This window comes from Paenibacillus sp. JJ1683, assembly GCF_053006485.1.
Window position 1 is genome coordinate 599,750 of the sequence record NZ_CM129820.1, and the last position, 26,388, is coordinate 626,137.

The window sequence follows — 26,388 nt, forward strand, 5'->3', positions numbered from 1 at the left end:
TAGAATTTTACCTGCAAGGACCTATTGATGAAATGAGTGTATATTTAGCTCCTGTAGTAGAGGCAGGTACGAACCAGCAAACAATTGTTGAAGTAATGCCCAAATATGGTGAAGCTGTGGCCGATATACTGTAACGTCCCCCTGATTATCGGCGTATCCTCCGGCTGGATAGCGGCCCGCCTCGCTTGGCATTTTTGCGGACTTCCGCTATTGCCGTGCCCCAGATGAACTTTAATTAAACCAAGCTATCAAACAAAGGAAGAAAGCTCCAACCTTTTCTGGTTCGGGGCTTTCTTTGTTTTGCCCAAAGGTCACATCATATTATTAAATAAATTAAAATAATTGCATTTACATTCGTGGGGGTGGTGATTGTGTAACATGGCGAGAGAACGGAGTCCTGAGCGGGACAAGGCAAAACAGATGTGGCTAGAGAGTGACGGAGCGAAGTTACCATTGGAGGAGCTTAAACATAAGCAGAGTAACTCCTCGCTAACCTTAACTGGCGGCGGGATATTTTCTTTCTATTTACCTGCATGCCCAGTCACAGTGTGTATTCACACATATATTAAGGTGACGACAAATAAAGGAGGGCTAAAGTTATGAGTGGATGCGCAGGTCCAGCTGTTTGCGGTGCGTGGACTTCTACAACAGCAATCTTGGTGCTCTATATCCTTTTGGTTATCATCCTTAAATCATGTTGGGTGTAACTTTTTGAAAAGATTGTATAAATCCCGCATTCATCAAGTTTCTTCCGAGATTTGCCCGAAATTAAATTAGATAGAGAGCTCTGCTAACCTTATGGTTGGCAGAGCTTTTTAATTAAAGAAATTGCTTACGTTACGGAGAATTTTAGTTCACCTGGGTTCGTAGGCACCGTTTGTTGGTCCCTGTGTTTATGGCAAAGAACGGGGAACGGGGTAAGAATTGAGAGAGGACAAGTTAGGGAATTATCTACGGGACAGACCCTATAATCCGAGGTCTAGGATACCCGTTACGGACTACTGCCGGTTAGTTTAACGGTGTACTTTACTTCCAAATTACAGGGCGATGGGCTATTTATTATTTAAGGCAGAACCAATATTGAATTCTATGTCACGCAGGTGACTGATATCTCTCATCGGTGGGCGTCCGAATAAGCGGGCGTATTCTCGGTTGAACTGGGAAGGGCTTTCGTAACCGACGCGAAATCCTGCCGTAGCAGCATCGTAGCCTTCCTTGAGCATCAGCCGACGTGCGCTCTGCAATCGAATGATCTTTTGATACTGAAGTGGGCTCATACCCGTTACTCTTTTAAAATGCTTGTGAAAGGTTGTTGGGTTCATGTTCACTTTTTTTGCTAACTCTTCAATGACTAGCTGTTCAGAATAGTCACGATTGATTACATGTATTGCATTTGAAATACCTTGTGCATAGCTTCCGATCACAACGAACTGCCTGAGTAACGTTCCTTGCTCTCCCTCCAGCACACGATAAAATATCTCCCGGATGTAGAGTGGAGCTAGTATCTCGATATCCGTGGGTGAATCTAAAAGATTGACGAGGCGTAGAATCGCATCTAACAGAAAGGAAGTGGACGGATTAACCAAAATGCCCCTTCCTGTGTCTCCCTTTTTCTGTGAACTAGATTTCTTGCTTATATCTATAATGACATCAGGGCTAAGTGTTAATTGTAAACTTAGGTACGGCAACTGCGGAGAAGCATGAGTAATTTTCCCAATCACTGGTAGATGTACGGATGCGACCATATAACTGGACGAATCGCATATGAAGCTTTCCCCAACAAATGTGACGGTTTTAGAGCCTTGGGCAATTACGTAAAGAGAGGGCATGTTGAGGGTATGCGTCGGTTCCGTTTCCGCGGATGTGCGCCTGAAACAAAGCTCTGGAATCGCAGTTTGGTGTAAACCGTCCGTAGACGTATGCCGTGCAATTTGCTTAGCTAACTCCGTAATGAGTTGGTTCAAACTTATTCACCAATCCTTTTTCATTTAAGCTGATATGAATATTGTAACTCAAACTAGACAGGATTAGGCAAGGAACGCGTATGAATCGTCTACCTGCTTTATTTTGATATTTCTTATAATTCAAGGCGAAAGACAATTTCCAGATGAAAGAAGGATTCGGCTATGAGATTAATCCAGAATACAACCTTGTCCGGAATCAAAGATAAAGTTGTTGTTATTACGGGTGCAAGCAGTGGGATTGGTGAAGCGACTACGCTTTTACTGGCTGAGCATGGGGCAAAAGTCGTACTTGGGGCACGACGACCTGATCGCCTTGAAGCTCTTGCGGCCCGTATCGCGGAGGCTGGAGGTGAAGTCGTGTATGCTAGCACAGACATCAGACGGCGGGAGGACGTAACCAAGCTCATCCATTTGGCATGTGAGCGATTCGGCACGATTGACGTTCTCGTGAACAATGCCGGCGTGATGCCGATTTCCCCCCTTGATGACTTGCGTGTAGAGGATTGGGAGAACATGATCGACGTCAACATTAAAGGTGTTTTGTACGGCATCGCCGCAGCACTGCCTGTCTTTCGCAAGCTGGGTTCCGGACATTTCGTCAATATTGCTTCTACAGCGGGACATAAAACTGTACCGAACCAGTCTGTGTATTCTGCCACGAAATTCGCTGTCCGCGCCATCTCCGAGGGTTTGCGACAGGAAGCCGGTGATAAGGTGCGGGTAACGATCATTTCACCCGGTTTGGTTCGGACGAATTTCGCTGAAGGAGTGACGAATCTGGAGGTGAAGGCCCGGCTCGAAGAGTCTCGTGACCAGTTCGCATTACCACCGGAGGCGATTGCCCGTGCCATTGCGTACGCGATCGAGCAGCCGGTTGACGTTGATGTGAACGAGATCGTAATTCGCCCCACATCTCAAGTGTAAGGTATAAGGGGGATGATAAGTAAGCCAAACGAGCAAATGTACTCGTTGAGGCTTGCTTTTTTTTTTGCCCCTATAGGAGCTGAGCAACCCACATTAAGAACCGGCTGAATGGCTTTTATTTATTTTTAAAAAGGCATTGAAATCTTTGTAACCCTTAGTTATAATACGAGACATAACAAATTAAAGCGCTTACATGAGAGGGGGTGAAGCAAATGAAGATTGCGGGAATGAATATTACGTATAGGCATTTTCCTTTCGAGCACTTCCTGGATCACGTGACTGAACTCGGGATCGAGCACATCGAGTTGTGGGCGGGCGAGCCTCATTTATACGTCTACCGGAATGTTCTTGGCAACTTGAGGCACATAAGGCATCAACTGAAATCCCGAGATATGAAGGTCGTCTGTTATACGCCGGAACAGTGTGTCTATCCCTTCAATATTGCTGCTTCCGATTCCCAACTGCGGCAGAAGAGTATCGTATACTTCATAGATAATCTGTACGCGGCTCTGGAGCTGGAGACCAATATGATGCTTGTGACTTCAGGAATAGGGGACTTCGCTGTATCACAATTGGAATCATGGAAATATGCAAGCGACTCCATCTATCAGATATCCAGGGTGGCGGAGAAGGAAGGGGTGACTTTAGCGTTGGAACCTCTGACCCGATTCGAATCGAATCTAATTATCGATGCTAAGGGAATCAAGAGGATGCTGGAGGAGATCCGTTCCCCGTCATTAAAAGGGATGATCGACACCGTTGCGATGCAGCTCGCTAGCGAGACACCCGAAGATTATTACTCCCTACTCCCGGAGATGGTCCATTTCCACCTGATCGACGGTGACGGCACGTCTGATGCGCATCTCGCTCTGGATGATGGGGTGCTGAATTGGCGGGAATATCTAACCAGTCTTCAGAGCCATCATTACGAGGGAGCTTGTACACTAGAGATTATGGGGTTCAATTATTATCAGAATCCACAGGAAGCACTTAGGGAATCAGTCAGGAAAATAAGGGGAATGGAAGTCTTATCACCTTGATTTGGAGGAACTCGTTATGAGTAATGACTCTCTTACACGAAAACTGGGCTTTTGGTCGGCCCTAGCCATCGCTGTTGGTACTACGGTAGGTTCCGGAATCTTCGTCTCTTCCGGTGATGTTGCAAAAGCTGCGGGTATGCCTTCGATCTCAATTCTAGCCTGGATTATTGGTGGAGTTATTGCGATTCCGCAGGTCATGGTGCTGGCCGAGTTGGCGACTGCCTACCCGCAAAATGGAAGCGGTTACGTATACTTGAATAAAGCAGGATGGAGGCCCTTGGCCTTTCTATACGGATGGGCAACCTTCTGGGCCCTCGATCCTCCGTCCATTTCAATTATGGCTCTGGCCATTGTTGCATACCTGGCGAGCTTCTTCCCTTTCTTCGTTGGAATTACCGGTAAACTGCTAGGAGTAGCGATCATTCTGATCATCACGTCCATCCATTACCGTAGTGTTAAGGCAGGCGGTAGTTTTCAGGTCATTATTACGGCTATCAAAATCATCCCTTTCCTGATTGTCATTGTGCTGGGCCTCATGTATATGAACTTTGACAACTTTGCTTACACGCCCGTCGCAGGAGCGACAAGTTCAAGCTTAATTGGTGGCGTATCTGCCACGACGTGGGCTTACACGGGAATGGCCGCCATTTGTTTTATGGCTGGAGAATTCAAAAATCCAGGGAAAGTTCTCCCTCGGGCCTTAATTAGTTCGGTACTGATTGTATTGGGTTTATATACGCTGCTTGCGGTATGTGTCACCGGCCTAATGCCGTTCGATAAACTGATGGGTTCCAGCTCCGCTGTGTCCGACGCCGTCAAGTACATTCCCGGATTATCCGGCATGGCCTCATCCTTTGTAGCTGTTACCGCGATTATTGTTATCCTGGGTTCCTTGAGTTCTTGCATTATGTTTCAGCCTCGCCTGGAGTATGCCATGGCGAAGGATGGGCTGTTCTTTCAGCGTTTTGCGAAAGTTCATCCCAAATTCGAAACACCAAGCTTTTCGATTATTGCTCAGGTTACGTTGGCCTGTATTCTTGTGTTCTTCAGCAATTTAACCGAACTGCTGGGTTATTTCACGCTGATTCAGCTGGTCATTAACATTCTAGATTTTGCCGCGGTCTATAAATGCCGTAAGAGAGAGGATTATAACCCGATTTACCGCATGCCAATGTGGAGAGTAACCACTATTCTGGCTATCCTTGGGGCAGGATGGCTGGCTTGGGGAACCTTTACGTGGGCTCCAGTGCAGGGCATGATTGCCGCGGCGATAGTCATCGCAACGGGGTTGCCTGTGTATTACTACTGGGAGAAGAAGTATGGATCTAAAAGCAGTCATGACAGTAGTAATATAGTGACTTAGTCCGGATGAACTGAAGGGGGCCGATGCTGACTCGCTGATTTCCTTCAGATTTTACAAAAATAGTTGTTTTAATTGTAATGTCTGGTTATGATACTATATATAATAAATAAAAATGGATGATATTGGAGAGGAACCGATCCAGTATAGGGAGGGAACGTAAATGTTGAATTTTGACGAACAGTTATTCCTTAAGCTTGTGGAACAAGAGGGCCTGGCCTTTAGAGGACAAATTGAAGAGATTGTAGACGGGATTGCCAAGAAAGGGTACAGCAATATTTTTCTGATTGGTGCGGGTGGCACAATTGCGATGATGTATCCTTATGAGTATATTCTGAAATCAAGCTCGACCATCGATGTGCATGCGGCGATTGCTGCTGAGTTTATGGTGATGAACAACAGACATTTCAGTAAGGATTCCGTATGTATTTTTACATCTGTGTCGGGAACCACGCAGGAGACTGTTGCGGCAGCCGAGTTCTGTAAGGAACGGGGAGCGACTACGATTGCACTTGTGGCAGAAAGGGATACTCCATTAACCAAAATTGTAGATCACTGTATCACAACCGGCTCGGAGAAACATTCCTTTGATACATTCTTCATGCTCCTGTACATGGTTGTGTTCCGGTTCATGTATAACAACAATGAGTTCCCTCAATATGAACAGTTCACGAAGGAAGTTGCCTTATTGCCGCGTGCGATTCTGGACGCAGTCAAAACCTTTGACCCTAAAGCGGAAGCTTTTGCAAAAGAACATAAAGATACTGACTATCATATGATGGTTGGCTCCGGTAACCTGTGGGGGAACACGTACTCCTACGCGATGTGTATCCTGGAAGAAATGCAGTGGATTCATGCGAAGTCGATTCATGCGGCGGAATTCTTCCATGGCACGCTTGAGCTTGTGGTTGAAGATACCAGTGTTATTCTGCTGAAAGGCGAAGATGAGACAAGACCTCTGATGGACCGGGTGGAAAGATTCGCTGAGAAGATTACGAAGAAGCTGACCATTATTGATACCAAAGACTTTGCCATGGAAGGCATTAGCGAGGAGTTCAGAAAGCATTTTGCCGTAAGTATCAACTGGTCTGTACTAAGCCGTATCAGCGCCTACCTGGAGCGTGAGAGAAATCATCCGTTAACACTTAGAAGATACTATCGCCAAATGGAATATTAAGATACGCAGCCTTAGTTCATTCTATATTGATGCATTTGATTTGAGCACTACTTCGTAGTGCTCATTCTTTAATAGCAGGGAAGGCGGGAGCAAGATGAGAATCATTACAGTCGGGGATAATTGCATGGATGTCTATCAAGCAAGCGGCAAAGCCTATCCTGGAGGCAATCCGGTGAATGTTGCCGTCTATTTAACTGAAATGGGTGCAAAGACGGCCTATCTGGGCTGGGTGGGCACCGACATTTATGGGGAGATCATGATCCAGGCTATTCAGGACAAGGGTGTGGATACTTCCCGAATTTTAAAAAAGGACGGAAAAACAGCGGTAACCCACGTGGAGATGGTGGAGAATGACCGGAGGTTCGGCGAATACGACGAGGGAGTTATGGCACAGTTTTTCCTTACAGCAGAAGAGATCGATTTTGCTGTCAATTATCAGCTTGTCCACTCAGGGATATGGGGCCATGCCGATCCGTACTTTCCTCTCTTTAAGGAAAAGGGCCTGATCACTTCCTTTGATTTCTCGGATCAGTTGCAGGATGATCGGGTACAAACGTTAACGCCCTATGTAGACTATCCATTCTTTTCGTACACTCAGGATGATGATTATATCCGCCAACTTTTGGTAGAGGTCAAGCAAAGAGGAGCGCAGATTGCTGTAGCTACCTTGGGGGAGAACGGTTCGCTTGCTTACGATGGGGAACAATTCTTTCCGCACGGCGTGGGTAAGGTGAACGTCGTGGATACGATGGGAGCTGGGGATTCCTTCATTGCCGGGTTCCTTTACGGCCGATTGAAAGGGCTTTCAGCGGAGGACTGCCTGGAGCTTGGGACAATTACAGCTGGGAAGACGATAGGTTATTTCGGTGCATGGTGACTGGAGATGATCATCAATGTATAATACTTATTATAATCATTGATGGATAAGGATGAATTTACCATGAATTTGAATCCTTCAACCCCCCAGCCGCTGTATATGCAGATCAGGCAAATGTTGAAGAACGATATCCAGGACGGACGGTACAAACCGGATGAACAGATTCCAACCGAAGCAGAACTCTGTGATACTTATAGTGTAAGCCGAATCACTATACGGAAAGCAATTGAGGAGCTCGTGCGGGAAGGAACCCTGACGCGAATTCCTCGTAGAGGCACCTTTGTAGCCTCCAACAAATTTCATAATGAACTGTTATCCGTAAGCGGTTTCTCGGAGTTCAGCCACCAGCTGGGCATGATTCCAAACTCACGGATATTAAGAAGCGAAGTAATCCCGGCATCTGAAGAGGTGGCTGGACATCTTCTTATTGAAGAAGGCAGCCCTGTGTTGGAGCTTGAACGCTTGATGTATGTAGATGACCGCCCGCTTTTTTATGATATAGCCCATTATTCGCTGACCCGGTTTCCGGATTTGGAAAAAAAGATCGCAATGAAAGAATCGACTTACAAGATTCTGGCGGAGGATTATAACACCGAGATCGTGAGCAATGACAAGATCATTGATGTGATCGGTGCGACTAAAGATTATGCGAAATTTCTGGAATGTGATATCGGGGCGAACTTATTCCGGATATTGAAAATTGCTTTTGATGCAAACGATGAGCCTGTTCATCTCTCTACATTTATGTGTGAGACGAATCGGGTCAACCTGACGGTCCACCGGGCAAAATAGGTTATGCCCATCAGCATGGCTTATTTTCCAAAAAGGATTTAGCTTCGAAACGATTATACGGGTACTCCGGGACGTAGCTTTATTCATCAGAATTGCTTCTTTTACTTGGACCATGGAGTCATAGGCTCTGCTGGCTTAGCACCGGCAGGCCTTTTTTGTGTGTTGAAATACGAAATTATGTTTTTGTAAGATGATTGCAGGAGTGGTATAGAATTAGATATTTCAACCATAATAAGACAGCCTGTTTAATCCAAACGTAAGAGGAGCAGAAGAATGTGAAAAATAAATGGTTACTGGCATTGTCGTTAACCTTGGCGCTCGTTTTTAGCATGAATCTACTAGTTGTCGTGCAAGCGAAGGCGGGGGAGGATAAGGGGAACATTTGCCTAAGTCCCAAAATGGTGCAACTGAAAGTCGATATGCAGAAGGTATGGATCGATCATACGATATGGACGAGAAGCTATATTGTCAGCGCCATATCTAATCGTCCAGACCAAAAGGATGTATTGGACCGACTTTTACGGAACCAACAGGATATAGGCAACGTGATTAAGCCTTATTATGGGGAAGCTGCTGGGAATAAGCTGGCTGATCTTCTGAGAGAGCATATTTTGATCGCAGGGAAAATCGTAGCGGCTGCCAAAGCGGGCAATCAGGCGGACGTGAAAAAGCTAGAGGCGGATTGGCATACAAACGCCGACGATATTGCTAAATTTTTAAGTGAAGCGAATCCGAACTGGCAGTTCAAAACGCTACAAGATATGCTGTATATGCACCTTCAGTTGATTACGGAAATAGTCCTTAACTGTATCAAAGGAGACTGGAAAGCAGATATTGCCGCAACCGATAAAAATGAGATCCATATGATTCATTTAGCGGACTTCCTGACAGAAGGTATTGTCAAACAGTTTCCTGAAAAATTTTAAGCGAGCATTATAGACGCTGCAAAGCAGATTAGCTTTTTATAATCACCCCAAAGGTGGCTATGGAAAGCTTTTTTCATGTTATGAGATAGACATTACCTGACAGCTAGCGTTTCTTTGGAAAAGCATAATAATTAATGACTTTTAATTAGAGTATGAACAAGGTGTACACTAAAAATATGGATCTTAATCCAAATCAAGTTGGAAGGCAAGTGTAGGTTTATTGAAAATAGGCGGTTTACAAATATTTTGCCTAAAAGGTATATTGTCCGTAAAGCAATTTAAGCGTGACTTAGATATGAGTAGATGAAAAAAGGACTTCAATGGCATATTAGCCGATATGAAGTCCTTCATAAAGTTTATTTGGTTGAATACTCACTTACTTCGAATGTGAGAATTTTGTTGAAGATTACGTAGTCTTTGCGATTGCTGAACGGGCCTTTGTTATTATTATGCTTATCGATGGCAAAGAATGAAGCACCTCTGCCCGCATCTTTAGCGTCATACCAAGCGATGAAGGCATTCAATTCTTTTTTACTCAGATCGAATTCTTTATCAAGTCCATTGTCCATCGTTACAGTTAGAATGGCGCGATCACCAGTTGGTTGTGAGGAACCATCTGTATCCGACGGATCTGGCGTTGCAGAAGGATCGGGAGTTTGAGTGGCAGGGTCGTAACCCCACATTTCCATTTCATGAATGGACAGATTAACTTCCTTGCCAGTAGCTCCATTATTTTTAGCAATATTTATTTTGTAGGTTTTAAATTGATCTTTATTATTAAGTGAAAATTCATTAGCACCTTCGGTAAAAACATATTCGGTTTTATTATCAAGAACGGTCCAATTTTTTCCGTCATTCGATCCCTCGAAAGTCCAAGTACTAGGCATATCCTTACCAGCATCTGGTGGTCTGTTAGTAGAATAGCCTCCGTAATAAAGAACATACTTAGTAACAGTTTTCGGAGTTGGAAACTCATAAGCAAGCCACCCATTTTTAAGCGACGTTCCCCATGAGGTATAATTTCCAGCCGTGCTATAGTTCGGCTTTCCATCAAATGCTTTATATCCTTCAAGACCGCTGTATGCGGCACTATTGGTGACTTCACCTGATGGGCTAGTGTTTGACGTCATTTTAGGTATTAGACTGGTTGCTTCTGGTGTTGCTGCATGTGTTATTTGTGCGAACCAAGGAAGAAAGAATAGAGAAAGTAGAATAGGTAATAGTTTTTTCATGAATAGTCCTCTTTTATTTTGTTTGTTCAGTATTCGTACAAAAGCGAAAGAAAATTGTTCGAAATCTATAGAAATAACATTAGTAAACAAAGTTTGATCTTGAGTAATATAATGAGGACTCCATTGGTATTTAACCATATAGAGTCCCTCTTATTGTTTATTTAGTTGAATACTCGCTTACTTCAAAGGTGAGGATTTTGTTGAAGATTACGTAGTCTTTACGGCTGCTGAATGGTCCTTTGTTATTATTGTGCTTATCAATGGCGAAGAATGAAGGGCCTCTACCAGCATCTTTAGCGTCGTACCAAGCAATGAAGGCATTCAATTCTTTTTTACTCAGATCGAATTCTTTATCAAATCCATTGTCCATCGTTACAGTCAGAATGGCGCGATCACCAGTTGGCTGTGAGGAACCATCTGTGTCCGATGGGTCAGGTGTTGTAGATGACCCAGGTGTTGTAGATGACCCAGGTGTTGTAGATGGATCAGGTGTTGTAGATGGATCAGGTGTTGTAGATGGATCAGGTGTTGTAGATGAGCCAGGTGTTGTAGATGAGCCAGGTGTTGTAGATGACCCAGGTGTTGTAGATGACCCAGGTGTTGTAGATGACCCAGGTGTTGTAGACGACCCGGGTGTTGTAGATGGATCAGGTATTGTAGATCCCCCCGTAGCTTGATAAGGTAAGAATCCCTCAGGGATTGGATATTTAAAATTACTTGCCCCAAAGTTAGCAGTGAGTGTTCTTTCTTGCGATGAGCCACTCATAATCATTGGGAACACTTGTGATCCAACAAGTTCCGAAGGTTTTGCACTGTTTTCTCCTTGAGAAACCCCATTTTTGTACCATGTGATCTTGTCGTTATCCAAATCTAGAGCTACACCAATCACGTCTTTATCGGCGAACGATGTACCAAAATTAGTTCTTTTAAGAATGTTTGATGTATTTTTTGTCTTAATAAATAATTCAGGGCTGTATCCATAGTCTAAAATTAAATCCCATGAGGCTGACGGTAATGTGTCTGTTTCTCCAGTAATTCCTATGGCAGCTGCGGAAGTAATCCAAGTATTATCTTTTATAGTTATTTCCCAATACCATTTACCTGAGGTTTTACCTGTAGTTGCTTTATCAGCTTCATTAATTTTTGTGAAAGTTCTTACTAAAGAACCATTTGTCCAAGTCACATTTGTTGTCTCAGCTTTTGTAACTGTAGGGAACAATGAGAACACCAAAACTCCAATAAGAAGGGCTAATGTTATTGTTCCTAGTTTTTTATAAAGATTTTTCATGACTTCCTCCTAAAATTATGTAATAACAAGTGAATTATAGAACTTGAGTGGGATAATTGTCCAAACATTAAATGATATATATTCAAATATGAGTTATATTATGGAATTTAATTTTCATGAGGATCATGAGATAACATACGCAGAAATGCTTGTTGCAGAAGGAATCTATATATAATCTACCGAATGAAAATATTTGAGGTGATCGTTGTGAAACGTACATATAAAGTATTGAAGACAGATATGGAACTGTTCGGAGCCGCTTTGGTCCAGGCGCATGTATATGTGGTATCCGTTGATGAGGAATTACGCGTGACGTTTGAGGATTGTGGGGGAATAGTAGAGGAGATTAAGCCAGAATCGGCCAAGATAGCAGGTAAAATTTTTATGAGAGACCAGCTTGAGTTTCGGGTAGACTTGGTAGCGGAAGAAAACCCTGAATGATTTAATAACTCCGGCTCAATTTCGAAATTGGATTCGTATGAGACGTTGAACTTCGATATTCATAATGACCTGTTATATCCCATATGACTAAGTAAGTACTTTTTTGCTCATTTAGAGGAGGGATATCATTGGATGCATTTGTTTCACGCTCATTAGATGAAATACGTTTTTGGTCCAGGATTATGAAGGAGCATTCCTTTTTTCTGGGGTTAGGCTTTAGAGCGGAAGATACTCAACTTAAAACAGAAGCCAATCGGTTTTACGCTATCTTTGAGGATATTGAGAAAAGATCGTATGAATTTAACATCAATACAGATCCTTATACAATCAAAGAGTTTAATACGGAAGTACAGAATGCGGCGACAAATATTTGGGCATTTAAGAGAATGGTATTGGGGCTTATATTACAATGCAAACTTCCTGGACAAACCAATTTCCCCCTGCTGGTAGATCATGTAAGCCGGGAAGCGAATTATTTCAGAAATCGTTTAGGGGAACTCAATTCAGGAACGCTTGAACCATTACCCGATGCTATTATTGATGAAAATATTTTTTTCTTAAAGATCATGGCCGATCACGCAAAATTCATAGGCCATTTGCTGGATCCATCCGAACGCAAACTGGTTGAACAAGCTAGGGAGTTTAGTAATGACTTTGATACACTGATGTTTCAGGCGATTGATTTAAGTTATATGCGTCCACAGTCGCAGACCGTTCCACTTCTGAGTCAATTTGTGGATGAAAACCGTATCTCTGTTAAGTCCTTGCGAGATTTTAAGAAAACAGCGCGTGATTTGATTGACGAGTGCCGAATAAAAAGCATTATCCATCCTCTATTAGCTGATCATGTATTTCGTGAAGCTGAGCGCTTCCTTTTTATTCTCGAAATGTTTGATCAGTCCTTATCCGGCGTTAAGGTGAATAAGAAAGAAATCATGCACTGAGATTCCCAGCAAAACGAATATAGTTTCTGTAAAATGTGCATTGGAAATAAAGTTTTAGATTGAGCAAAAATTCAAACAGCGGCAGAACAAGACTTAAAAAGTAAAGTCTTAGACTGTCGCTGTTGTCATTCAACTAACGCATTCTAATAGGTGGTCATAACTTTTCTTTTCCATTAACTTTCGAGACCAATATTCACTAAACTTAGATATCCTCTGATGGATTGATAATCGCCAGAACCTGATGGTCCTCCCACTTTCCATTAATTTTTACGTTGCTTCGAGAAATGCCTTCTTTGTGAAAGCCAGCCTTCTCAAGCACACGGATGGACCCTGGATTCTGAGGAGAGGCTTCTCCGACGATCCGATGAAATTTTAGTTCATCGAAAGCGTAGCGAACCACCTGCTTCACCGCCTCCGTCATATAACCATTGCCGTTATAAGCTTGGTCTAGGCTGTATCCGATCATACAGCTCTGAAGTGGTCCCCTTACTACAAAAGATAGACCTATGCTGCCTATAATCTGATTGTCTTCCTTGTGGCACACCACGAAGGAATATTTCCGATCCTCTACCATGTCAGCCTTACTCTTAATAATCGTTTGGAGCTGGTGCTCCTCCGTATAGTGCTCTTCTTGGTGGCTTGGCGAAAACGTATCAAAGAACTCCCGATTGCGTCTGTACATTGCTGTCAATTCTGTGACGTCCACCTCTTCTGGGAACCGGACGTATACTTGTTGCTCCGACATTTGCACCATCCTTCCATACAATGATATTGAAGGAATTATATCACAGGATGAAGATGTAGAATTGATTGGATGAGTGGTGTATGCCAGGTAGCATTTCTCTAGATTTCAACTAAAAATATATAGCGAAATGATCATATTGGATATAGTATTTTCTAAAAAAGGGAGGTTAGGAAGTATAAATAATGCTTACGAAGTGCTCGAAGAGCGAATATTCGAATGGGGAACTTCTAATGATGAAATATAGCGATTTATATCGTAGGGTCCCGGGCAAGAGAGAATAAGCCCTTTGATGAGTTTTCTGACTCGATAAGACGGGAAATGGAAACCACATCATCCCTCAAACCACAATAATCCCAGGTACTCCTCCGATATCTGAAGAGGCTTATCTACAGGTTGTTAATATAAGAGTATAAATATACGTATCCGGTTGGATTTTTTTCCCATATTCAAACCTAGGGGGGCAACATGATAAGCATAGATAAGAAGTCGGACACCCTCATTGTCGTGCTGCATGAGATTTATGGAATTAACCAGCATATACAAAATTATTGCAGCTTATTATCAGATGAGGGTTATGACGTGATTTGTCCAAATTTAATAGGCAAAGAAACGCCTTTTGACTATTCGCAAGAGGAAGCTGCCTATGCCCATTTTATGAAAAATATAGGATTTGAACACGCTTCCTATCATATTGAAAGTTTATTATTAAGTATTCGAGCTCGCTATAAAAAGGTATTTATCGTTGGATTTAGCATCGGGGCAACGATTGCCTGGCTGTGTAGCAAAGAAAAATATGTTGATGGAATCGTAGGATACTATGGCTCTCGTATTCGAAATTATTTGGAAATAACTCCACATTGTCCAACACTGCTTTTTTTCCCACAGGAAGAAATATCATTTAATGTGGATGAGCTCATTTCAGCTTTAGACAACCATAATATCCGGGTACATAAATTCAGCGGAAAGCACGGATTCAGTGATCCGTACTCTCCCCGATATCACGTACATTCAGCTCAGCAATCATTTATCGAAATGGTAGAGTTCTTTAGGAAGGCTGATCAATAAAAGCAGTCGTTTGCTTCCAGCCCACACCTTTTTCACTGTTCTGGGGAAACGCACAGTCATGATGTGCGGATTAGTCATATGTATATACATCATTGACTATGAAAAGGAGATGTATGTGGCTGTGGCTACCTTTTATCAAGCTTTCAAGCTGAAGAGTCGGATATGGCGAACGATGCTCAAACGGAACGGAGTAACAGGGATTGGAGTAGGTTATGCTGATCCCAATAGACCGGCAAAGGGCGCGGCGATTGTGGTATACACCTTGAGAAATCTTTCGGCTGTGACGCAAACCAAATTGCAGGCAGTAACTCATAATATAAGTCAGGCTTCTGCGGTACCTATCCGAATTTTAGGTGTGGGTTCCTTCAAAAGGGAAGCGGCGACTCCTACCCAAACGAACCCACGCCAAAGATGGCGCCCCGTGCCCGGTGCGGTCAGTGTAGGAACGACGGTTCCCACCACTGCTGGAGGAACCGGAGGACTCATTGTTATTAAGAATAATACTTTGTTTATTTTGAGTAATGCCCATGTCCTAGTCCCAACGAATACAAACCAATTTCACAATACCATTCAGCCTTCTCCGGCAGATGGCGGCAGAACGGCGGATCAGATCGGGAGAGCTTTTCAATTTGTCCCGCTTACTACGACAGGTGTTAACTTTCAGGACTCTGCCATAGCTATTGCCAATTCAAATAGTCTGCTTAATCCGAGGTATCTGATTAACCAAAGTGGTGGTCTTATTACCGTGCCTGGGCACTTATTGAGCTATCGTCTGGGAATGACGTTTAAAAGAATGGCTAAAACAAACGGCTTCGCCAGAGGAGTCGTGGAGGCGATTGGCGTGGAACAAAGAGTGAGGGGCGATTCGGGAATCGAGATTTTCCGTGATCAAACCGTCATTCGTTTTACCCAGGGACGAACTGGACCTGGAGATTCGGGTTCCGTATGGCTGAATGACAGTAACGATCGGCTGAACAATTATGCAGCCGCAGTTCATTTTGCCGGATCTACCGATGGAATGCGTTCTGTATCTTTCCCAATTGAACGGGCGATGAGAACCTATGGAACCTTGGTTGCCATTCCGGCTGCTGCTGGAGGATATAAAGCAGGTGTGGCAAAAGGAAAGGCTCCAAAAAACAATTATGCCTATGTCCGGCCATTGACGAGGAAACAAAGATCCTTGTCCCCAGTCATAACATTCAATGCGGGACAAAAAAAGCATTAGAACTATGATTATCTAGCTGATCTCTATCGAAAACACCTCTTTAAAACCTCTTTTACCCTCGGCTGTAATGCGTATCGCTCGGGTTGTGGGCAGATGCTCGACCCAATGTAATTCGAATAATCTGTCCAGAAGAGCACTTCCTAAAGCACCGGCAAGATGATGGCGTCGTTCACTCCAATCCAGGCATTTATGTGAGAAGGAGCGACGCTTTTGTTTTGTATTCTTGAGGTTGATCTGAAAGTCAGCAAAGAAAATCTCTCCTTGTTGGGTGATATGAAGTTCGTCCTGATCTTCGGAAAGAATCCCCTTTTGCATGAAAAAACTCATGATCTGTACGCCTAAATGACCCGCAACATGGTCGTAGCAAGTTCTTGCCAACCGTATGGCCTCGTTTTCGGAGGCTTGCTTGAATGACTTGATTGGAACAGGTGGAGCTATGGACAAAAGTGACTCCATCACCTGGGCAACCTCGGGGTCTTGAATGCCATAGTAACGGTGCCGCCCTTGTTTTTCTACAGTAATGACTTGTGCTTCGGTCATTTTAGCCAGATGGAAGCTGGCGGTTTGCGGTTTGATACCTGCCATATGGGCTAATTCACTTGCCGTGTGGAATCTACCATCTAATAAAGCGGTGAGAATAGCTGCACGGGAAGGCTCGCTGACGAGAGAAGCAATCATGGCTACATTCGATTGGGTGCTCATGGCACGGTTATCCCCCTTTGTAATCCATACTTCGATGAAGGTTGAAATGTTTACATTTTACAATAAGGAGGCAGATCTGAACAGAAGGAGAAGAGAACATGGACTCAATGAATCAAATAAATCAATCGAATGTCAGCCCAAGCATACAAACGATAACCCCTAGCATTTTATATTACGGAACCCCTGTGATTTTACTCAACACGCTGAATGAGGATGGAACGACCAATATTAGCCCTATTTCCTCCTCGTGGGCATTAGGAGATTGTGTGGTACTAGGCATTGGAACAGGTGGCAAAGCATTAGAAAATATGGAGCGGCATCCCGAATGTGTAATCAATGTTCCTGGGCCTTCCATGTGGGGAAATGTAGAGCGTTTGGCTCCTTTTACAGGTAAGAATCCCGTTCCAGTGGAAAAAGAGAAAAATGGATTTTCATATCAAAAAGATAAGTATGAGATCAGCGGACTGGCTGCGATTGAATCGAATAGAGTCAAGCCCACCCGAATCAGGGAGTGCCCTATTCAAATTGAAGCCAAGGTGAAGGAGATGCGGATTCCTGACCATTCTCCTTATTTTGCGATCGTCGAAACCCAAGCCATACAGGTGCATGTTCATCAGGATATCATCCTCGGAGAGAATCATATTGATCCAGCAAAGTGGAGTCCGCTCATCTATAATTTCCGCCATTATTTTGGTCTGGGCGAGCATTTGGGCAAAACCTTCCGATCCGAAACCTGATTATTTAATAAAATAATAATATCCTACCTGAATAATGAGAATTATCTTCCCAAATCGTTCTTTTTGTGCGAGAATAGTTGAAAAATCATCCAAGACTACGCATACAGGAAGAGACGATTCATACAGCACGTATAACAAGGGAGGCAATAATCATGTCAGAAGAACGCAAGCTGTCATTCGAAACCCTCGCTGTCCATGCCGGACAAGAGATTGATCCTAATACCTTTGCCCGCGCCGTTCCGTTGTACCAGACCACTTCATATGGATTTCGGGATGCCGAGCATGCGGCTGATTTGTTCTCGCTGAAAGAATTCGGCAACATTTATACGCGTCTGATGAATCCGACTACGGATGTATTCGAGCAACGAATTGCCGCACTGGAAGGCGGAGCTGGCGCGTTGGCCACAGCTTCGGGAATGGCGGCGATTTCCTTCTCCATTCTGAACATTGCAGGAGCTGGAGATGAAATTGTATCGGCCTCCAGTCTGTATGGCGGTACATATAATCTGTTTTCTACTACACTGCCGAAATTGGGTATTAAGGTGCATTTTGTCGATTCGGATGATCCGGAGAATTTCCGCCAAGCCATCACGGATAAAACGAAGGCCATATTTGCCGAAACGATTGGCAATCCACAGGGAAATGTGCTGGATGTAGAAGCTGTAGCGGCGATTGCACACGAATATGGTATTCCGCTGATTGTGGACAACACGTTCCCAAGCCCCTATTTATTACGCCCTATCGAATATGGAGCAGACATTGTTGTGCATTCGGCAACCAAGTTTATTGGCGGACACGGTACGTCTCTTGGCGGGGTAATCGTGGACAGTGGCAAGTTTGACTGGAAAGCGAGTGGTCGTTTCCCCGGACTGACTGAGCCGGACCCAAGCTACCATGGAGTTGTATACACCGAGGCGGTGGGACCTATCGCGTACATTATCAAGGCACGGGTGCAATTGCTGCGTGACTTGGGAGCAGCCATTTCTCCGTTCAATTCATGGCTACTGCTTCAAGGCTTGGAAACATTGCATCTGCGGCTGGAAAGACATAGTCAGAATGCCCTGAAAGTAGCGCAATACCTCGAAAGTCACAAGGATGTGGAGTGGGTCAGCTACTCTGGATTGCCGAGCCATCCATCCTATGAGTTGGCCCAAAAATATTTGCCAAAAGGACAAGGGGCAATCTTGACCTTTGGTATCAAAGGCGGGAGTCAGGCGGGAAGCAAGCTGATTGCGAATGTAAAGCTGTTTTCTCATCTGGCGAATGTTGGCGATTCCAAGTCTTTGATTATTCATCCGGCAAGCACAACCCATCAGCAGCTGAGCGCAGAAGAACAGGTGGCTGCTGGAGTCAAACCGGAGCTGTTACGTTTATCTGTCGGGACCGAAGCGATAGACGATATTTTGTATGATCTGGAGCAGGCAATCGCGGCCAGTCAACAGTAATAAACAGTAGTTGGCGGCTTGTTAGCCCAGTGAGATAGGGCATTTTTGCAGCAGTCGCAAGTGATTTGTGATTCCAATCGGGTTTTGTTTAGGGTTTGAGCAGGCGGGGGGTAACCTCTGCCTTTTTTGTTTGTTGACATCATACCCCCATAGGTATATATTATACCCCATAGGGTATATGAGGAGGGGAAGAAATGGGTAAGAGGATAGTTATTATTGGCGGGGTAGCAGGTGGAGCTTCTGCTGCGGCGAGATTGCGTAGATGGAATGAGGAAGACGAGATTATTCTGTTTGAACGCGGTGAGCATGTTTCTTTTGCAAACTGTGGTCTTCCCTATTATATTGGGGGGACAATCCAGGCACGGGAGAAGCTGTTTCTCCAGACGCCTCAAGGCATTAGAGACCGATTTAATATAGATGTTCGGGTGCTGAAAGAAGTAATACAAATAGACCGCGAGCATAAGCTTGTCCGTTACTGCGATATGATCACAGGAGAGATGGATGAGCAGGCGTACGATATTGTGGTATTGTCGCCGGGAGCCAAACCGATGATACCAGACATTCCCGGACTACATGAAGCTACAAATGTATTTACGTTAAGAAACATTCATGACACCGACCTTATTAAGGCATATGTAGATGAAAGGCAACCCAAGCATGCCACGATAATTGGTGCTGGATTTGTTGGGCTGGAGATGGCTGAAAATTTGCGGGAGCGTGGACTTGCAGTAACCGTTATGGATAAAGGACAACAAGTGTTGAATCCGCTTGACCCTGAAATGGCCAAACTGGTGGAACAGCATATGCAGCTGAACGGGGTGGAGATGCGTTTAGAGGAAGGAGTCGCAGCTTTTGAAGAACAGGGTACACGGCTACGTTTGACCTCTGAGGAGATGCTTCAGACGGATATGGTTATTTTGGCGATTGGCGTTGTGCCTGAAAATGAGTTGGCCAAGCAATGCGGATTGGAACTAGGTTTTCGCGGCGCTATTCAGGTGAATGCACAGCTGCAAACCAGTGATCCGTCCATTTATGCGGTAGGTGATGCCATCCAGGTCAAAGACCGCAATCATGGGTTTGCAACGATGGTATCGCTGGCCTGGGGAGCCAATCGGCAGGGGCGTTTGGCAGCGGATCATATTAATGGTCAGCCGATTTCCTATGATGGTGCGCTCGGAACATCCGTAATTAAGACCTTTGCATTGACCGCAGCTTCTACAGGTAACAATGAAAAAACATTGCAGCGGCTGGCTGTTCCTTATCAGGCTATTCATATTCATCCTGGTTCACATGCCGGTTATTATCCCGGCGCATCACCCATTTCTATGAAGCTGCTCTTTCATCCGAAGACCGGGATGATCTACGGAGCGCAGGCTGTTGGGGCTGACGGAGCCGACAAAAGGATTGATGTTATTGCGACGGCGATTCGCGGCCATTTAACCGTCCGTGAGCTGGCAGATATCGAGCTTGCTTATGCACCTCCTTATTCTTCAGCTAAAGATCCAGTGAATATGGCGGGTTACGTAGCTTCGAACATCCTGGATGGGCTGGTCCAGACGATACAGTGCCATGAAGTTGACGATTTTTACCGCAATGGTGGTCTTGTTATTGATGTCCGGGATGCGATGGAGCTACAGGGAGGAGCGATTCCAGGTTCTATTCATATTCCACTGGCCGAGATCAGAGAGCGGATGTCGGAAATTCCTCTTGATCTGGAGATCGCGGTATCCTGCCAAGTCGGGCTACGCGGCTATCTAGCGGCCAGAATTCTAACCCAATCCGGATATCGGGTGAGAAACGTTGATGGCGGCTACAAGACGTATTCAGTTATGGCTAAACGTAATCATCTTTTGAAATAGTTCATCACCCATCCAATTTGATTCAGATGATCCGTTACTTCGCCGTGCAGCGCACCAAAGAAGGTATCTTGTAGTTCTACAGTGATGGTGCCTTTTTCGGATAGTGCATGGTAAGCCTGTTTAAGCTCATCCTCACTCTCACAGTCGAGAATGATTTGGACATGCTGTGCTTTCAGTGGTTTACCATAGGAATCGGAAAAATGGATATGGCTGCTGCCCAGGTGCAGTTCGGCATGTAAGAGCCTGCCGTCCTGCTTGTTCAGTACTTTGATTTTCCCGCCTAAAACAGATTGGTAGTAGTCAACCGACTGCTGCACATCGTTCACAATGACAAAAGGACTTGCACTTCTCATAAGATCAATTCCTTTCATTTCTTCTATGTAGGTTTGTCTGCTACTATACATTATTTACATTGTCGGCAGGGTTTAGCCCTTTTCTAATCAAATTATGGCTTGGTTCACTGTGTGACGTCTGTTACAATAGAAGAGGTATATATGATGGATAGAAAAGAGGTCGAACAGGTGGGCACTTCAGCGATTTGGGAAGCAGTTATCTATTGGGTGATCTTGGTGATTTCTGCTCTGTGTGTAATTGCAGTATCTGGTAGTCGTAAGACCGCAAGCACAATTATTTTGGCACCCGTTGTTTTGTTCTGTACCATATTTATGATGCAGGGCTCGGTGTTTACTGCTATGAAGCACCCGACCATGGGGGCTAATGTCGGCTTGGGTATGGCGTTTCTGACCACATGGGTAGTCAGCGGAATATTGTTTGCTATAGGGCTTGTGATTGCTTTTATTAAATATAGCAAAAAGAACAAGGCGTAGTTCAGCCTTAACCTCAGATGAACAAAGGCTTTCGGTGATGTACCGAAAGCCCTTTTTGTATTCTCAGTTAACCATAGAGGATGTCTTCGTTCATCTGCGTCTTCTCATGAGCAAAACAACGATCAGCGCAATGATGATCACGATCAATAGAAACTTCATATTCGATAACCTCCTTGATCTGTCTCCTATTTGATATTAACCATTTTTGATAAGTGTGCACCGATGCATCCTAAGCAAGTATCTATTGTCAAATGTTTGGCGAAAATGTGATTGTGGGATCAAAAAGATGTTTACAGGCTTAGCTGGAAAGTGTATACATAAAGTAAGGAGGCGATTGCCATGAGTGATCGTACATTTCATTTATTTTATATTATTTTCTTGACGGTTTTGGCGCTTGGAAGCGTTGGAGGAATCTCTTGGTGGTTGCGCTCTATCGGTCGTCAGGAAAAGGAAAAAAACTAAATTCAGCATGGGCATACAAGCCCGTATGCATCTTCCAGTAGGAGGGTGCATTTTTATGTGTTATAATGGGAACATATGTTCTTTGGGAGGGGTAACGATGTTGCCGGATTTGGAACGGAAGCTACTACGTATTTTGTATAATTATTTTGCCCAGCATCGCCATATGCCTACAATGGCTGAATTGTCAGCAAAAACGGGTAGGCGAGACTCTGAAATTACAGCTGCATTGCGACATATGGAACAAGAGCGCTATATCACATGGGAAACTAACACAGGTACCCAGCATATTGTTTTACTGGAAGGATGGGAGCGTCCTTCCAGCTACAAGTCTGCCCAAGTGGAAGCTGGACGCCCTACTACCCAAAAGATACAGTCCGGTAGTATGGAATATTGGACGAACTATTAGTAGCCATATAAAGCTGGAAAATTAATGAGTTTTTAAGGTGCATATCATTTTGTTTTAAGAAAGCAAGACTATAATGACCCTATTAACCCCTTTTTGATCAAGCTATAGGCCCTGTCGATGTATCGGCAGGGTCACTTTTTTGTTCATAGATGCGTTTTCCGTATATGAAAAATCCCCCGGGGATCATCCGGAGGATCTGCGCAGCTTGCGTATACTGCACGGCCTGCTCAAACTTCATCGTTTGACGGCATAATATATATTTAACCCCTGCTACCTTGTATTATATGGTCAGCATGTTCATAAGGGGCAGTCTGATTCCTCTGTTCATTTTCCAAACGACAAAAGCCCTACCTCTCTTTCGTCCTTGCGGCTCCGATGACCGCGCCAGTGTGAATGTGAAAATCTTCGGCAAAAGCTCAAAATTCTACATTAGGGTTATACATAAAATTTGGAGAAGCTCCATGCGGTGATAGGAGTATAGCTTCTTGCGTGGAATCCTATGGGGTTAATACATACTAATACAGTATAACAATAATGATTCTAAAACACAAGGGATTTTTGGTTTTTTTGATTGTAGACTGGAAATAATGCACTTTCTGCAATGGATTAGACTTATTTACATTTGCAGAGAATGGAGACTGTGATAAATTGCCCTGACAAAGCACTTGAATTTTGAAATAGTGTAGTTACACGAAAGATGGAAGGAAACAAGAACTATGACTGCCTCAAGGAAAGACAAACAAACATCACAGAATAACTCGCCCTCAGTCTGCACATGCATTAATCTGCGTCGTGCCTCGATGGCTGTAACAGGGCTGTATGACCAGTATCTGGCTCCAAGTGGACTCCATATCAGCCAGTTTTCGCTGCTCAAGCACTTAACGGTACTGGGACCGGTAAGCGTAAGCGAATTAGCATCGGAGATGCGACTCGACCGAACCACGCTTGTGCGCAATTTGAAGGCACTGGAGCAAAGCGGGTATGTGGAGGATACATCCGCTGAGGGAAGCCGAAATCGCTGCCTTACCCTGACAGAGAGAGGAAAAGCGTTATATAACGATGCAGCAGAGCTCTGGGAGGAGGCGCAGTTATTTTTACAGGAGTCACTGGGAAGCGCCGATTTGCAGATATTGACCGCACTGTTATCCAAAATTGAAAAATTGAGACTGTGATTAGCCTTCGCCTAATAAGGGAGGCCATGTTGACCTATTCGTGTATATACACGAATAGGGGGTTCAGATATGTAACGCAGCCACTCATCGGTCACCGGGTATCCGCCAGGAATTCGAGAGAATCACAATAACTTAAGAAGAGGGATGTGGATAGGATGGTAACGCCCGTACCAGACATGAAAGAACTTATCGCAGCCGAGATGAAGACCTATGTGAGCGAAGACAAGCGCAATTTCTGCGAAGAATTACAGAGCCCTTACTACGAGGAACCGATTATTCAATTTGCAGAGGCCAATGATCCTTTGTTTGAGGATTATAAAAGAGTGGTGGGCCCCGACCATGCTACGCCGCAGGAAGCCTTCGAACGGACCTTCGGCACAGGAAGTTTTGGTGGAGGCACCGTTGTCAGTGTTGTGCTGCCGATCAGTGAGACGATTCGCAAGGCCAATCGTGCGCAAAAAGCAAGAGCCTCCAGAGAGTGGGCGCTGCTGCGGACCTTTGGCGATGAATATTTTTTGCGGTCGGCAAGGCACCATTTGGCGGGATATCTGACTGGACTTGGCTATCGAGCTGTGGCGCCGCTGGATACGGATTGGTACAACATCCACGGTGCCACAGGTGGTCCGGTCTCTAATTGGTCGGAACGGCATATCGCGTATGCAGCCGGTCTCGGCACCTTCAGTATCAACGATGGCTTCATCACCGAAAAAGGAATTGCCATCCGCCTGCTGTCTGTAGTAACGGATCTGCAGGTGCCGCCTGATGTCAGAGTATCCTCGAACCTGAGCCATACCGGTAACTGTCTGCTGTGCAGCAAAGGCATTTGTGGTGTGTGCATTACTCGCTGCCCTGTGCAGGCCATCAGCAAGGAAGGCGGTCATGACAAAATCGCCTGCATGAAATTTGTGTACGGCGAGGAATCTCGAAAGTGGGCAGTGTTAAACGGCGGTGAGGCTGAATCGGGTGCCGGTTGCGGACTTTGCCAGACCAAGGTGCCCTGCGAAAGCCGCAATCCGATGCGGACCGCTCGCTAGTGTTATTTTCCTAGAATTCATGCAAATTGCTCATGGAAGAAGGTTAACTTTTGACGGCTGGACTCCGATATTGAATACAAAGATATTTTATGAGCGTACGGATGAAAAGAGGGGTAGCATTTTGCCGATCTATAAGCGCTTTATTCAGCATGTTATCCTGAACTATATTATAGGTTCATTTATTGCTGTACTACTGGTATGTATGATTTTTGTATTTTCCACGTTAAATGTAGCCCACTATGAGCTTCTGGGTCTTGTCAAAATTGTTGCATTTTCCAGCGTCATTATGATTGTCTGTGAAACCATAGTGTTTCGAATGCACTTAAGACCCGTTCATCGTTTTTTCCAAGGCAATCAGGAGACGCTCAAGGATGTAGAAGCGGTGTATATCCGGGTTCATCATCTGCCTAATTTGTCCGTTTTACGTATTGTTGGACCGCATTTGCTAGGCTTCTCTATCCCGGCAGCCGTCATTGCATTATGGATGATACATACTGGACAACTTACCTTTCCCTTTTATTATGTAGGAATCGCCTGTATAGGAGCTTGTTTGGTCGCTTCCATGCATGCACTGGTTGAATTTTTTCTGACCATGAGAGCAATCAAACCGCTGCTGGAGGAGATTCGGGATCGAACCTATCAGCAATATGGATTGAACCTGTCCCTGCGAGGTCGAGTTCTGTTGTCACTTCGGCATAAATTTCAGTTAAGTGCAACGTTAATTGGTGCTTTTCCTCTGTTTCTGTTTTGTTTAGCTACGCAGATTCGGCTGGAACGTTTGGAGGCGGCGGATTCCGGCTCCTATTGGGCATGGGCGGGTACGATTTTAATATCTGGTGTAGCCTTTGCCTATTTGGGAGGCAGGCTGCTAACCCGTGAGATCGAACAGCCGATCCATCACTTGTTGGAAAAAATGAATGAAGTGAAGGAAGGCCGCCTGAACAGTAACGCCAGTGACTTGTATTCGGACGAGTTTGCGGAGCTGGTCGAAGGATTTAACATGATGATCGAGGGCCTGAAGGAACGAGAGGAAAAGAACGGTCAGCTATTAGACAGTTACTTTGCCACTTTGGCTGCAGCGTTGGATGCGCGGGATGCCTATACCGCAGGACATTCGTTGCGCGTGGCCGAATACTCTGTACTCATTGGGCGAAAGGGCGGCTTGGGCGAGACGGATCTTGACTTGCTGCGTAAAACAGCCTTGCTGCATGATATCGGTAAAATCGGTGTGGCTGACGCTGTGTTGTTTAAGGATGGCAAGCTGACGGACGAGGAGTTTGACCAGATTAAAATGCACCCGGTTATGGGGGAGAGTATTCTTCGGCAAGTGGAGCCGGCTTATGCTATGGCCCCTTATCTGCCCGGCGTGCGCTCGCACCATGAGCGTTATGATGGCAAGGGATACCCTGACCAGCTCTCCGGGGAAGACATCCCACTATTTGGGCGCATCATAGCCGTAGCAGATGCCTATGATGCGATGACGTCGGATCGTCCCTATCGGAAAGGTATGAAGGAAGAGAAGGCGGTTATGATATTGGAAGAGGGTAAAGGAACCCAGTGGGATCCTTACTTTGCCGAATTATTTGTCAAGGAGTGGCGCCGGAACAAAGGCATTCCAAGCTGACTCTATAGATACTCCCACTAGGGCGAGCCGTTGCGGTTCGCTTTTTTTATACACACACGCAAGCCTCTTGGATATGTCGAAAGATGGGGCTTCATGTTATGATGTACGAGTAAGGCAAAA

28 protein-coding genes are annotated in these 26,388 nt (G+C 44.8%); 22 read left to right on the forward strand and 6 right to left on the reverse strand.

Annotation, left to right across the window (positions count from 1 at the left end; all coding sequences use genetic code 11):
* Nucleotides 1–378: 378 nt before the first annotated feature.
* Together ACUC6J_RS02685 and ACUC6J_RS02690 are read left to right on the forward strand one after the other, a co-directional pair.
* The gene (locus ACUC6J_RS02685; protein ID WP_049828238.1) at nucleotides 379–603 is read left to right on the forward strand and encodes a phage terminase small subunit-related protein; all 225 of its coding nucleotides are present in this window, start codon (nucleotides 379–381) and stop codon (nucleotides 601–603) included.
* Nucleotides 600–707 carry a hypothetical protein gene (locus ACUC6J_RS02690; RefSeq protein WP_017428056.1) on the forward strand — a complete coding sequence of 36 codons (108 nt, stop codon included), beginning with the start codon at nucleotides 600–602 and terminating at the stop codon, nucleotides 705–707. Before ACUC6J_RS02685 ends, ACUC6J_RS02690 begins: the two co-directional genes overlap by 4 nt.
* Before the next feature lie 345 nt (nucleotides 708–1,052).
* Here the strand turns inward: ACUC6J_RS02690 and ACUC6J_RS02695 are convergent, their stop codons facing one another.
* Nucleotides 1,053–1,964, reverse strand: a complete 912-nt coding sequence (locus ACUC6J_RS02695; RefSeq protein ID WP_031462742.1) for an AraC family transcriptional regulator — start codon at nucleotides 1,962–1,964, stop codon at nucleotides 1,053–1,055.
* Nucleotides 1,965–2,126: 162 nt separating this feature from the next.
* Between ACUC6J_RS02695 and ACUC6J_RS02700 the strand changes: the two genes are divergently transcribed.
* The 7 genes from ACUC6J_RS02700 to ACUC6J_RS02730 all read left to right on the forward strand — a co-directional run bounded on the left by ACUC6J_RS02700 (nucleotide 2,127) and on the right by ACUC6J_RS02730 (nucleotide 9,060).
* The gene (locus ACUC6J_RS02700) at nucleotides 2,127–2,888 is read left to right on the forward strand and encodes an SDR family oxidoreductase (RefSeq protein WP_031462743.1); all 762 of its coding nucleotides are present in this window, start codon (nucleotides 2,127–2,129) and stop codon (nucleotides 2,886–2,888) included.
* 212 nt (nucleotides 2,889–3,100) lie between these two features.
* Nucleotides 3,101–3,928 carry a TIM barrel protein gene (locus ACUC6J_RS02705; RefSeq protein WP_447249709.1) on the forward strand — a complete coding sequence of 276 codons (828 nt, stop codon included), beginning with the start codon at nucleotides 3,101–3,103 and terminating at the stop codon, nucleotides 3,926–3,928.
* Nucleotides 3,929–3,944: 16 nt separating this feature from the next.
* Complete coding sequence (locus ACUC6J_RS02710; protein WP_019685994.1) at nucleotides 3,945–5,291, forward strand: amino acid permease; 1,347 nt, start codon at nucleotides 3,945–3,947, stop codon at nucleotides 5,289–5,291.
* Nucleotides 5,292–5,451: 160 nt separating this feature from the next.
* Nucleotides 5,452–6,465, forward strand: a complete 1,014-nt coding sequence (locus tag ACUC6J_RS02715; RefSeq protein WP_016819460.1) for an SIS domain-containing protein — start codon at nucleotides 5,452–5,454, stop codon at nucleotides 6,463–6,465.
* A gap of 94 nt (nucleotides 6,466–6,559) precedes the next feature.
* The gene (gene frlD / locus ACUC6J_RS02720) at nucleotides 6,560–7,342 is read left to right on the forward strand and encodes a fructoselysine 6-kinase (protein ID WP_017428052.1); all 783 of its coding nucleotides are present in this window, start codon (nucleotides 6,560–6,562) and stop codon (nucleotides 7,340–7,342) included.
* Nucleotides 7,343–7,405: 63 nt separating this feature from the next.
* Nucleotides 7,406–8,134 (forward strand): GntR family transcriptional regulator, encoded by a 729-nt coding sequence (locus tag ACUC6J_RS02725; RefSeq protein ID WP_016819462.1) that lies wholly within the window; start codon nucleotides 7,406–7,408, stop codon nucleotides 8,132–8,134.
* Between the two features lie 275 nt (nucleotides 8,135–8,409).
* The gene (locus ACUC6J_RS02730) at nucleotides 8,410–9,060 is read left to right on the forward strand and encodes a glycosyltransferase (RefSeq protein ID WP_257126619.1); all 651 of its coding nucleotides are present in this window, start codon (nucleotides 8,410–8,412) and stop codon (nucleotides 9,058–9,060) included.
* 356 nt (nucleotides 9,061–9,416) lie between these two features.
* On the opposite strand, the gene ACUC6J_RS02735 is transcribed toward ACUC6J_RS02730, so the two are convergent.
* Together ACUC6J_RS02735 and ACUC6J_RS02740 are read right to left on the reverse strand one after the other, a co-directional pair.
* Nucleotides 9,417–10,292 carry a discoidin domain-containing protein gene (locus ACUC6J_RS02735; protein WP_447249710.1) on the reverse strand — a complete coding sequence of 292 codons (876 nt, stop codon included), beginning with the start codon at nucleotides 10,290–10,292 and terminating at the stop codon, nucleotides 9,417–9,419.
* Nucleotides 10,293–10,449: 157 nt separating this feature from the next.
* Complete coding sequence (locus tag ACUC6J_RS02740; RefSeq protein ID WP_447249711.1) at nucleotides 10,450–11,580, reverse strand: SPRY domain-containing protein; 1,131 nt, start codon at nucleotides 11,578–11,580, stop codon at nucleotides 10,450–10,452.
* A 207-nt stretch (nucleotides 11,581–11,787) separates the two neighbouring features.
* Here ACUC6J_RS02740 and ACUC6J_RS02745 point away from each other — a divergent pair, with 207 nt between their 5' ends.
* A complete protein-coding gene (locus tag ACUC6J_RS02745; RefSeq protein WP_371317267.1) occupies nucleotides 11,788–12,021 on the forward strand; it encodes a hypothetical protein in 234 nt (77 codons plus the stop codon).
* A 128-nt stretch (nucleotides 12,022–12,149) separates the two neighbouring features.
* Entirely contained in the window at nucleotides 12,150–12,965 is an 816-nt protein-coding gene (locus ACUC6J_RS02750) for a DUF2935 domain-containing protein (protein ID WP_016819466.1), read from the forward strand.
* A gap of 202 nt (nucleotides 12,966–13,167) precedes the next feature.
* On the opposite strand, the gene ACUC6J_RS02755 is transcribed toward ACUC6J_RS02750, so the two are convergent.
* Nucleotides 13,168–13,710 (reverse strand): GNAT family N-acetyltransferase, encoded by a 543-nt coding sequence (locus tag ACUC6J_RS02755; RefSeq protein ID WP_290403648.1) that lies wholly within the window; start codon nucleotides 13,708–13,710, stop codon nucleotides 13,168–13,170.
* Nucleotides 13,711–14,175: 465 nt separating this feature from the next.
* On the opposite strand from ACUC6J_RS02755, the gene ACUC6J_RS02760 reads away from it, so the two are divergent.
* Together ACUC6J_RS02760 and ACUC6J_RS02765 are read left to right on the forward strand one after the other, a co-directional pair.
* A complete protein-coding gene (locus tag ACUC6J_RS02760) occupies nucleotides 14,176–14,775 on the forward strand; it encodes a dienelactone hydrolase family protein (RefSeq protein WP_447249712.1) in 600 nt (199 codons plus the stop codon).
* A gap of 58 nt (nucleotides 14,776–14,833) precedes the next feature.
* Nucleotides 14,834–16,000, forward strand: a complete 1,167-nt coding sequence (locus ACUC6J_RS02765) for a hypothetical protein (protein WP_290403646.1) — start codon at nucleotides 14,834–14,836, stop codon at nucleotides 15,998–16,000.
* A 12-nt stretch (nucleotides 16,001–16,012) separates the two neighbouring features.
* Here the strand turns inward: ACUC6J_RS02765 and ACUC6J_RS02770 are convergent, their stop codons facing one another.
* Complete coding sequence (locus ACUC6J_RS02770) at nucleotides 16,013–16,702, reverse strand: ArsR/SmtB family transcription factor (protein ID WP_447249713.1); 690 nt, start codon at nucleotides 16,700–16,702, stop codon at nucleotides 16,013–16,015.
* A 98-nt stretch (nucleotides 16,703–16,800) separates the two neighbouring features.
* Here ACUC6J_RS02770 and ACUC6J_RS02775 point away from each other — a divergent pair, with 98 nt between their 5' ends.
* The 3 genes from ACUC6J_RS02775 to ACUC6J_RS02785 all read left to right on the forward strand — a co-directional run bounded on the left by ACUC6J_RS02775 (nucleotide 16,801) and on the right by ACUC6J_RS02785 (nucleotide 20,743).
* Complete coding sequence (locus ACUC6J_RS02775; protein ID WP_045245073.1) at nucleotides 16,801–17,439, forward strand: flavin reductase family protein; 639 nt, start codon at nucleotides 16,801–16,803, stop codon at nucleotides 17,437–17,439.
* 152 nt (nucleotides 17,440–17,591) lie between these two features.
* Nucleotides 17,592–18,884 (forward strand): homocysteine synthase, encoded by a 1,293-nt coding sequence (locus ACUC6J_RS02780; protein ID WP_017428046.1) that lies wholly within the window; start codon nucleotides 17,592–17,594, stop codon nucleotides 18,882–18,884.
* 194 nt (nucleotides 18,885–19,078) lie between these two features.
* On the forward strand, nucleotides 19,079–20,743 hold the full coding sequence (locus ACUC6J_RS02785) for a CoA-disulfide reductase (protein WP_447249714.1): 1,665 nt from the start codon (nucleotides 19,079–19,081) through the stop codon (nucleotides 20,741–20,743).
* Here ACUC6J_RS02785 and ACUC6J_RS02790 read toward each other — a convergent pair.
* A complete protein-coding gene (locus tag ACUC6J_RS02790; protein ID WP_016819474.1) occupies nucleotides 20,728–21,096 on the reverse strand; it encodes a VOC family protein in 369 nt (122 codons plus the stop codon). The two genes, ACUC6J_RS02785 and ACUC6J_RS02790, sit on opposite strands and share 16 nt — an antisense overlap.
* Nucleotides 21,097–21,237: 141 nt before the next feature.
* On the opposite strand from ACUC6J_RS02790, the gene ACUC6J_RS02795 reads away from it, so the two are divergent.
* From ACUC6J_RS02795 to ACUC6J_RS02820, 6 genes are all read left to right on the forward strand, one after another.
* Nucleotides 21,238–21,570, forward strand: a complete 333-nt coding sequence (locus tag ACUC6J_RS02795) for a hypothetical protein (protein ID WP_447249715.1) — start codon at nucleotides 21,238–21,240, stop codon at nucleotides 21,568–21,570.
* Between the two features lie 339 nt (nucleotides 21,571–21,909).
* Nucleotides 21,910–22,032 (forward strand): hypothetical protein, encoded by a 123-nt coding sequence (locus ACUC6J_RS02800; protein WP_016819476.1) that lies wholly within the window; start codon nucleotides 21,910–21,912, stop codon nucleotides 22,030–22,032.
* A 97-nt stretch (nucleotides 22,033–22,129) separates the two neighbouring features.
* On the forward strand, nucleotides 22,130–22,438 hold the full coding sequence (locus ACUC6J_RS02805) for a hypothetical protein (RefSeq protein ID WP_017428042.1): 309 nt from the start codon (nucleotides 22,130–22,132) through the stop codon (nucleotides 22,436–22,438).
* A 716-nt stretch (nucleotides 22,439–23,154) separates the two neighbouring features.
* Entirely contained in the window at nucleotides 23,155–23,610 is a 456-nt protein-coding gene (locus tag ACUC6J_RS02810; protein ID WP_257126627.1) for a MarR family winged helix-turn-helix transcriptional regulator, read from the forward strand.
* Between the two features lie 155 nt (nucleotides 23,611–23,765).
* The gene (locus ACUC6J_RS02815; RefSeq protein ID WP_447249716.1) at nucleotides 23,766–24,644 is read left to right on the forward strand and encodes a (Fe-S)-binding protein; all 879 of its coding nucleotides are present in this window, start codon (nucleotides 23,766–23,768) and stop codon (nucleotides 24,642–24,644) included.
* Between the two features lie 121 nt (nucleotides 24,645–24,765).
* The gene (locus ACUC6J_RS02820) at nucleotides 24,766–26,268 is read left to right on the forward strand and encodes an HD-GYP domain-containing protein (protein WP_031462759.1); all 1,503 of its coding nucleotides are present in this window, start codon (nucleotides 24,766–24,768) and stop codon (nucleotides 26,266–26,268) included.
* The last annotated feature ends 120 nt before the right edge of the window (nucleotides 26,269–26,388 follow it).

What these genes read in the sequence shown, in the direction of transcription:
- ACUC6J_RS02685 (WP_049828238.1), top strand. Translation starts at nt 379, where the DNA reads ATGGCGAGAGAACGGAGTCCTGAGCGGGACAAGGCAAAACAGATGTGG.
- ACUC6J_RS02690 (WP_017428056.1), top strand. Translation starts at nt 600, where the DNA reads ATGAGTGGATGCGCAGGTCCAGCTGTTTGCGGTGCGTGGACTTCTACA.
- ACUC6J_RS02700 (WP_031462743.1), top strand. Translation starts at nt 2,127, where the DNA reads ATGAGATTAATCCAGAATACAACCTTGTCCGGAATCAAAGATAAAGTT.
- ACUC6J_RS02705 (WP_447249709.1), top strand. Translation starts at nt 3,101, where the DNA reads ATGAAGATTGCGGGAATGAATATTACGTATAGGCATTTTCCTTTCGAG.
- ACUC6J_RS02710 (WP_019685994.1), top strand. Translation starts at nt 3,945, where the DNA reads ATGAGTAATGACTCTCTTACACGAAAACTGGGCTTTTGGTCGGCCCTA.
- ACUC6J_RS02715 (WP_016819460.1), top strand. Translation starts at nt 5,452, where the DNA reads ATGTTGAATTTTGACGAACAGTTATTCCTTAAGCTTGTGGAACAAGAG.
- frlD (WP_017428052.1), top strand. Translation starts at nt 6,560, where the DNA reads ATGAGAATCATTACAGTCGGGGATAATTGCATGGATGTCTATCAAGCA.
- ACUC6J_RS02725 (WP_016819462.1), top strand. Translation starts at nt 7,406, where the DNA reads ATGAATTTGAATCCTTCAACCCCCCAGCCGCTGTATATGCAGATCAGG.
- ACUC6J_RS02735 (WP_447249710.1), bottom strand. Translation starts at nt 10,292, where the DNA reads ATGAAAAAACTATTACCTATTCTACTTTCTCTATTCTTTCTTCCTTGG.
- ACUC6J_RS02740 (WP_447249711.1), bottom strand. Translation starts at nt 11,580, where the DNA reads ATGAAAAATCTTTATAAAAAACTAGGAACAATAACATTAGCCCTTCTT.
- ACUC6J_RS02755 (WP_290403648.1), bottom strand. Translation starts at nt 13,710, where the DNA reads ATGTCGGAGCAACAAGTATACGTCCGGTTCCCAGAAGAGGTGGACGTC.
- ACUC6J_RS02760 (WP_447249712.1), top strand. Translation starts at nt 14,176, where the DNA reads ATGATAAGCATAGATAAGAAGTCGGACACCCTCATTGTCGTGCTGCAT.
- ACUC6J_RS02765 (WP_290403646.1), top strand. Translation starts at nt 14,834, where the DNA reads ATGATGTGCGGATTAGTCATATGTATATACATCATTGACTATGAAAAG.
- ACUC6J_RS02770 (WP_447249713.1), bottom strand. Translation starts at nt 16,702, where the DNA reads ATGAGCACCCAATCGAATGTAGCCATGATTGCTTCTCTCGTCAGCGAG.
- ACUC6J_RS02775 (WP_045245073.1), top strand. Translation starts at nt 16,801, where the DNA reads ATGGACTCAATGAATCAAATAAATCAATCGAATGTCAGCCCAAGCATA.
- ACUC6J_RS02780 (WP_017428046.1), top strand. Translation starts at nt 17,592, where the DNA reads ATGTCAGAAGAACGCAAGCTGTCATTCGAAACCCTCGCTGTCCATGCC.
- ACUC6J_RS02785 (WP_447249714.1), top strand. Translation starts at nt 19,079, where the DNA reads ATGGGTAAGAGGATAGTTATTATTGGCGGGGTAGCAGGTGGAGCTTCT.
- ACUC6J_RS02790 (WP_016819474.1), bottom strand. Translation starts at nt 21,096, where the DNA reads ATGAGAAGTGCAAGTCCTTTTGTCATTGTGAACGATGTGCAGCAGTCG.
- ACUC6J_RS02795 (WP_447249715.1), top strand. Translation starts at nt 21,238, where the DNA reads ATGATGGATAGAAAAGAGGTCGAACAGGTGGGCACTTCAGCGATTTGG.
- ACUC6J_RS02800 (WP_016819476.1), top strand. Translation starts at nt 21,910, where the DNA reads ATGAGTGATCGTACATTTCATTTATTTTATATTATTTTCTTGACGGTT.
- ACUC6J_RS02805 (WP_017428042.1), top strand. Translation starts at nt 22,130, where the DNA reads ATGTTGCCGGATTTGGAACGGAAGCTACTACGTATTTTGTATAATTAT.
- ACUC6J_RS02810 (WP_257126627.1), top strand. Translation starts at nt 23,155, where the DNA reads ATGACTGCCTCAAGGAAAGACAAACAAACATCACAGAATAACTCGCCC.
- ACUC6J_RS02815 (WP_447249716.1), top strand. Translation starts at nt 23,766, where the DNA reads ATGGTAACGCCCGTACCAGACATGAAAGAACTTATCGCAGCCGAGATG.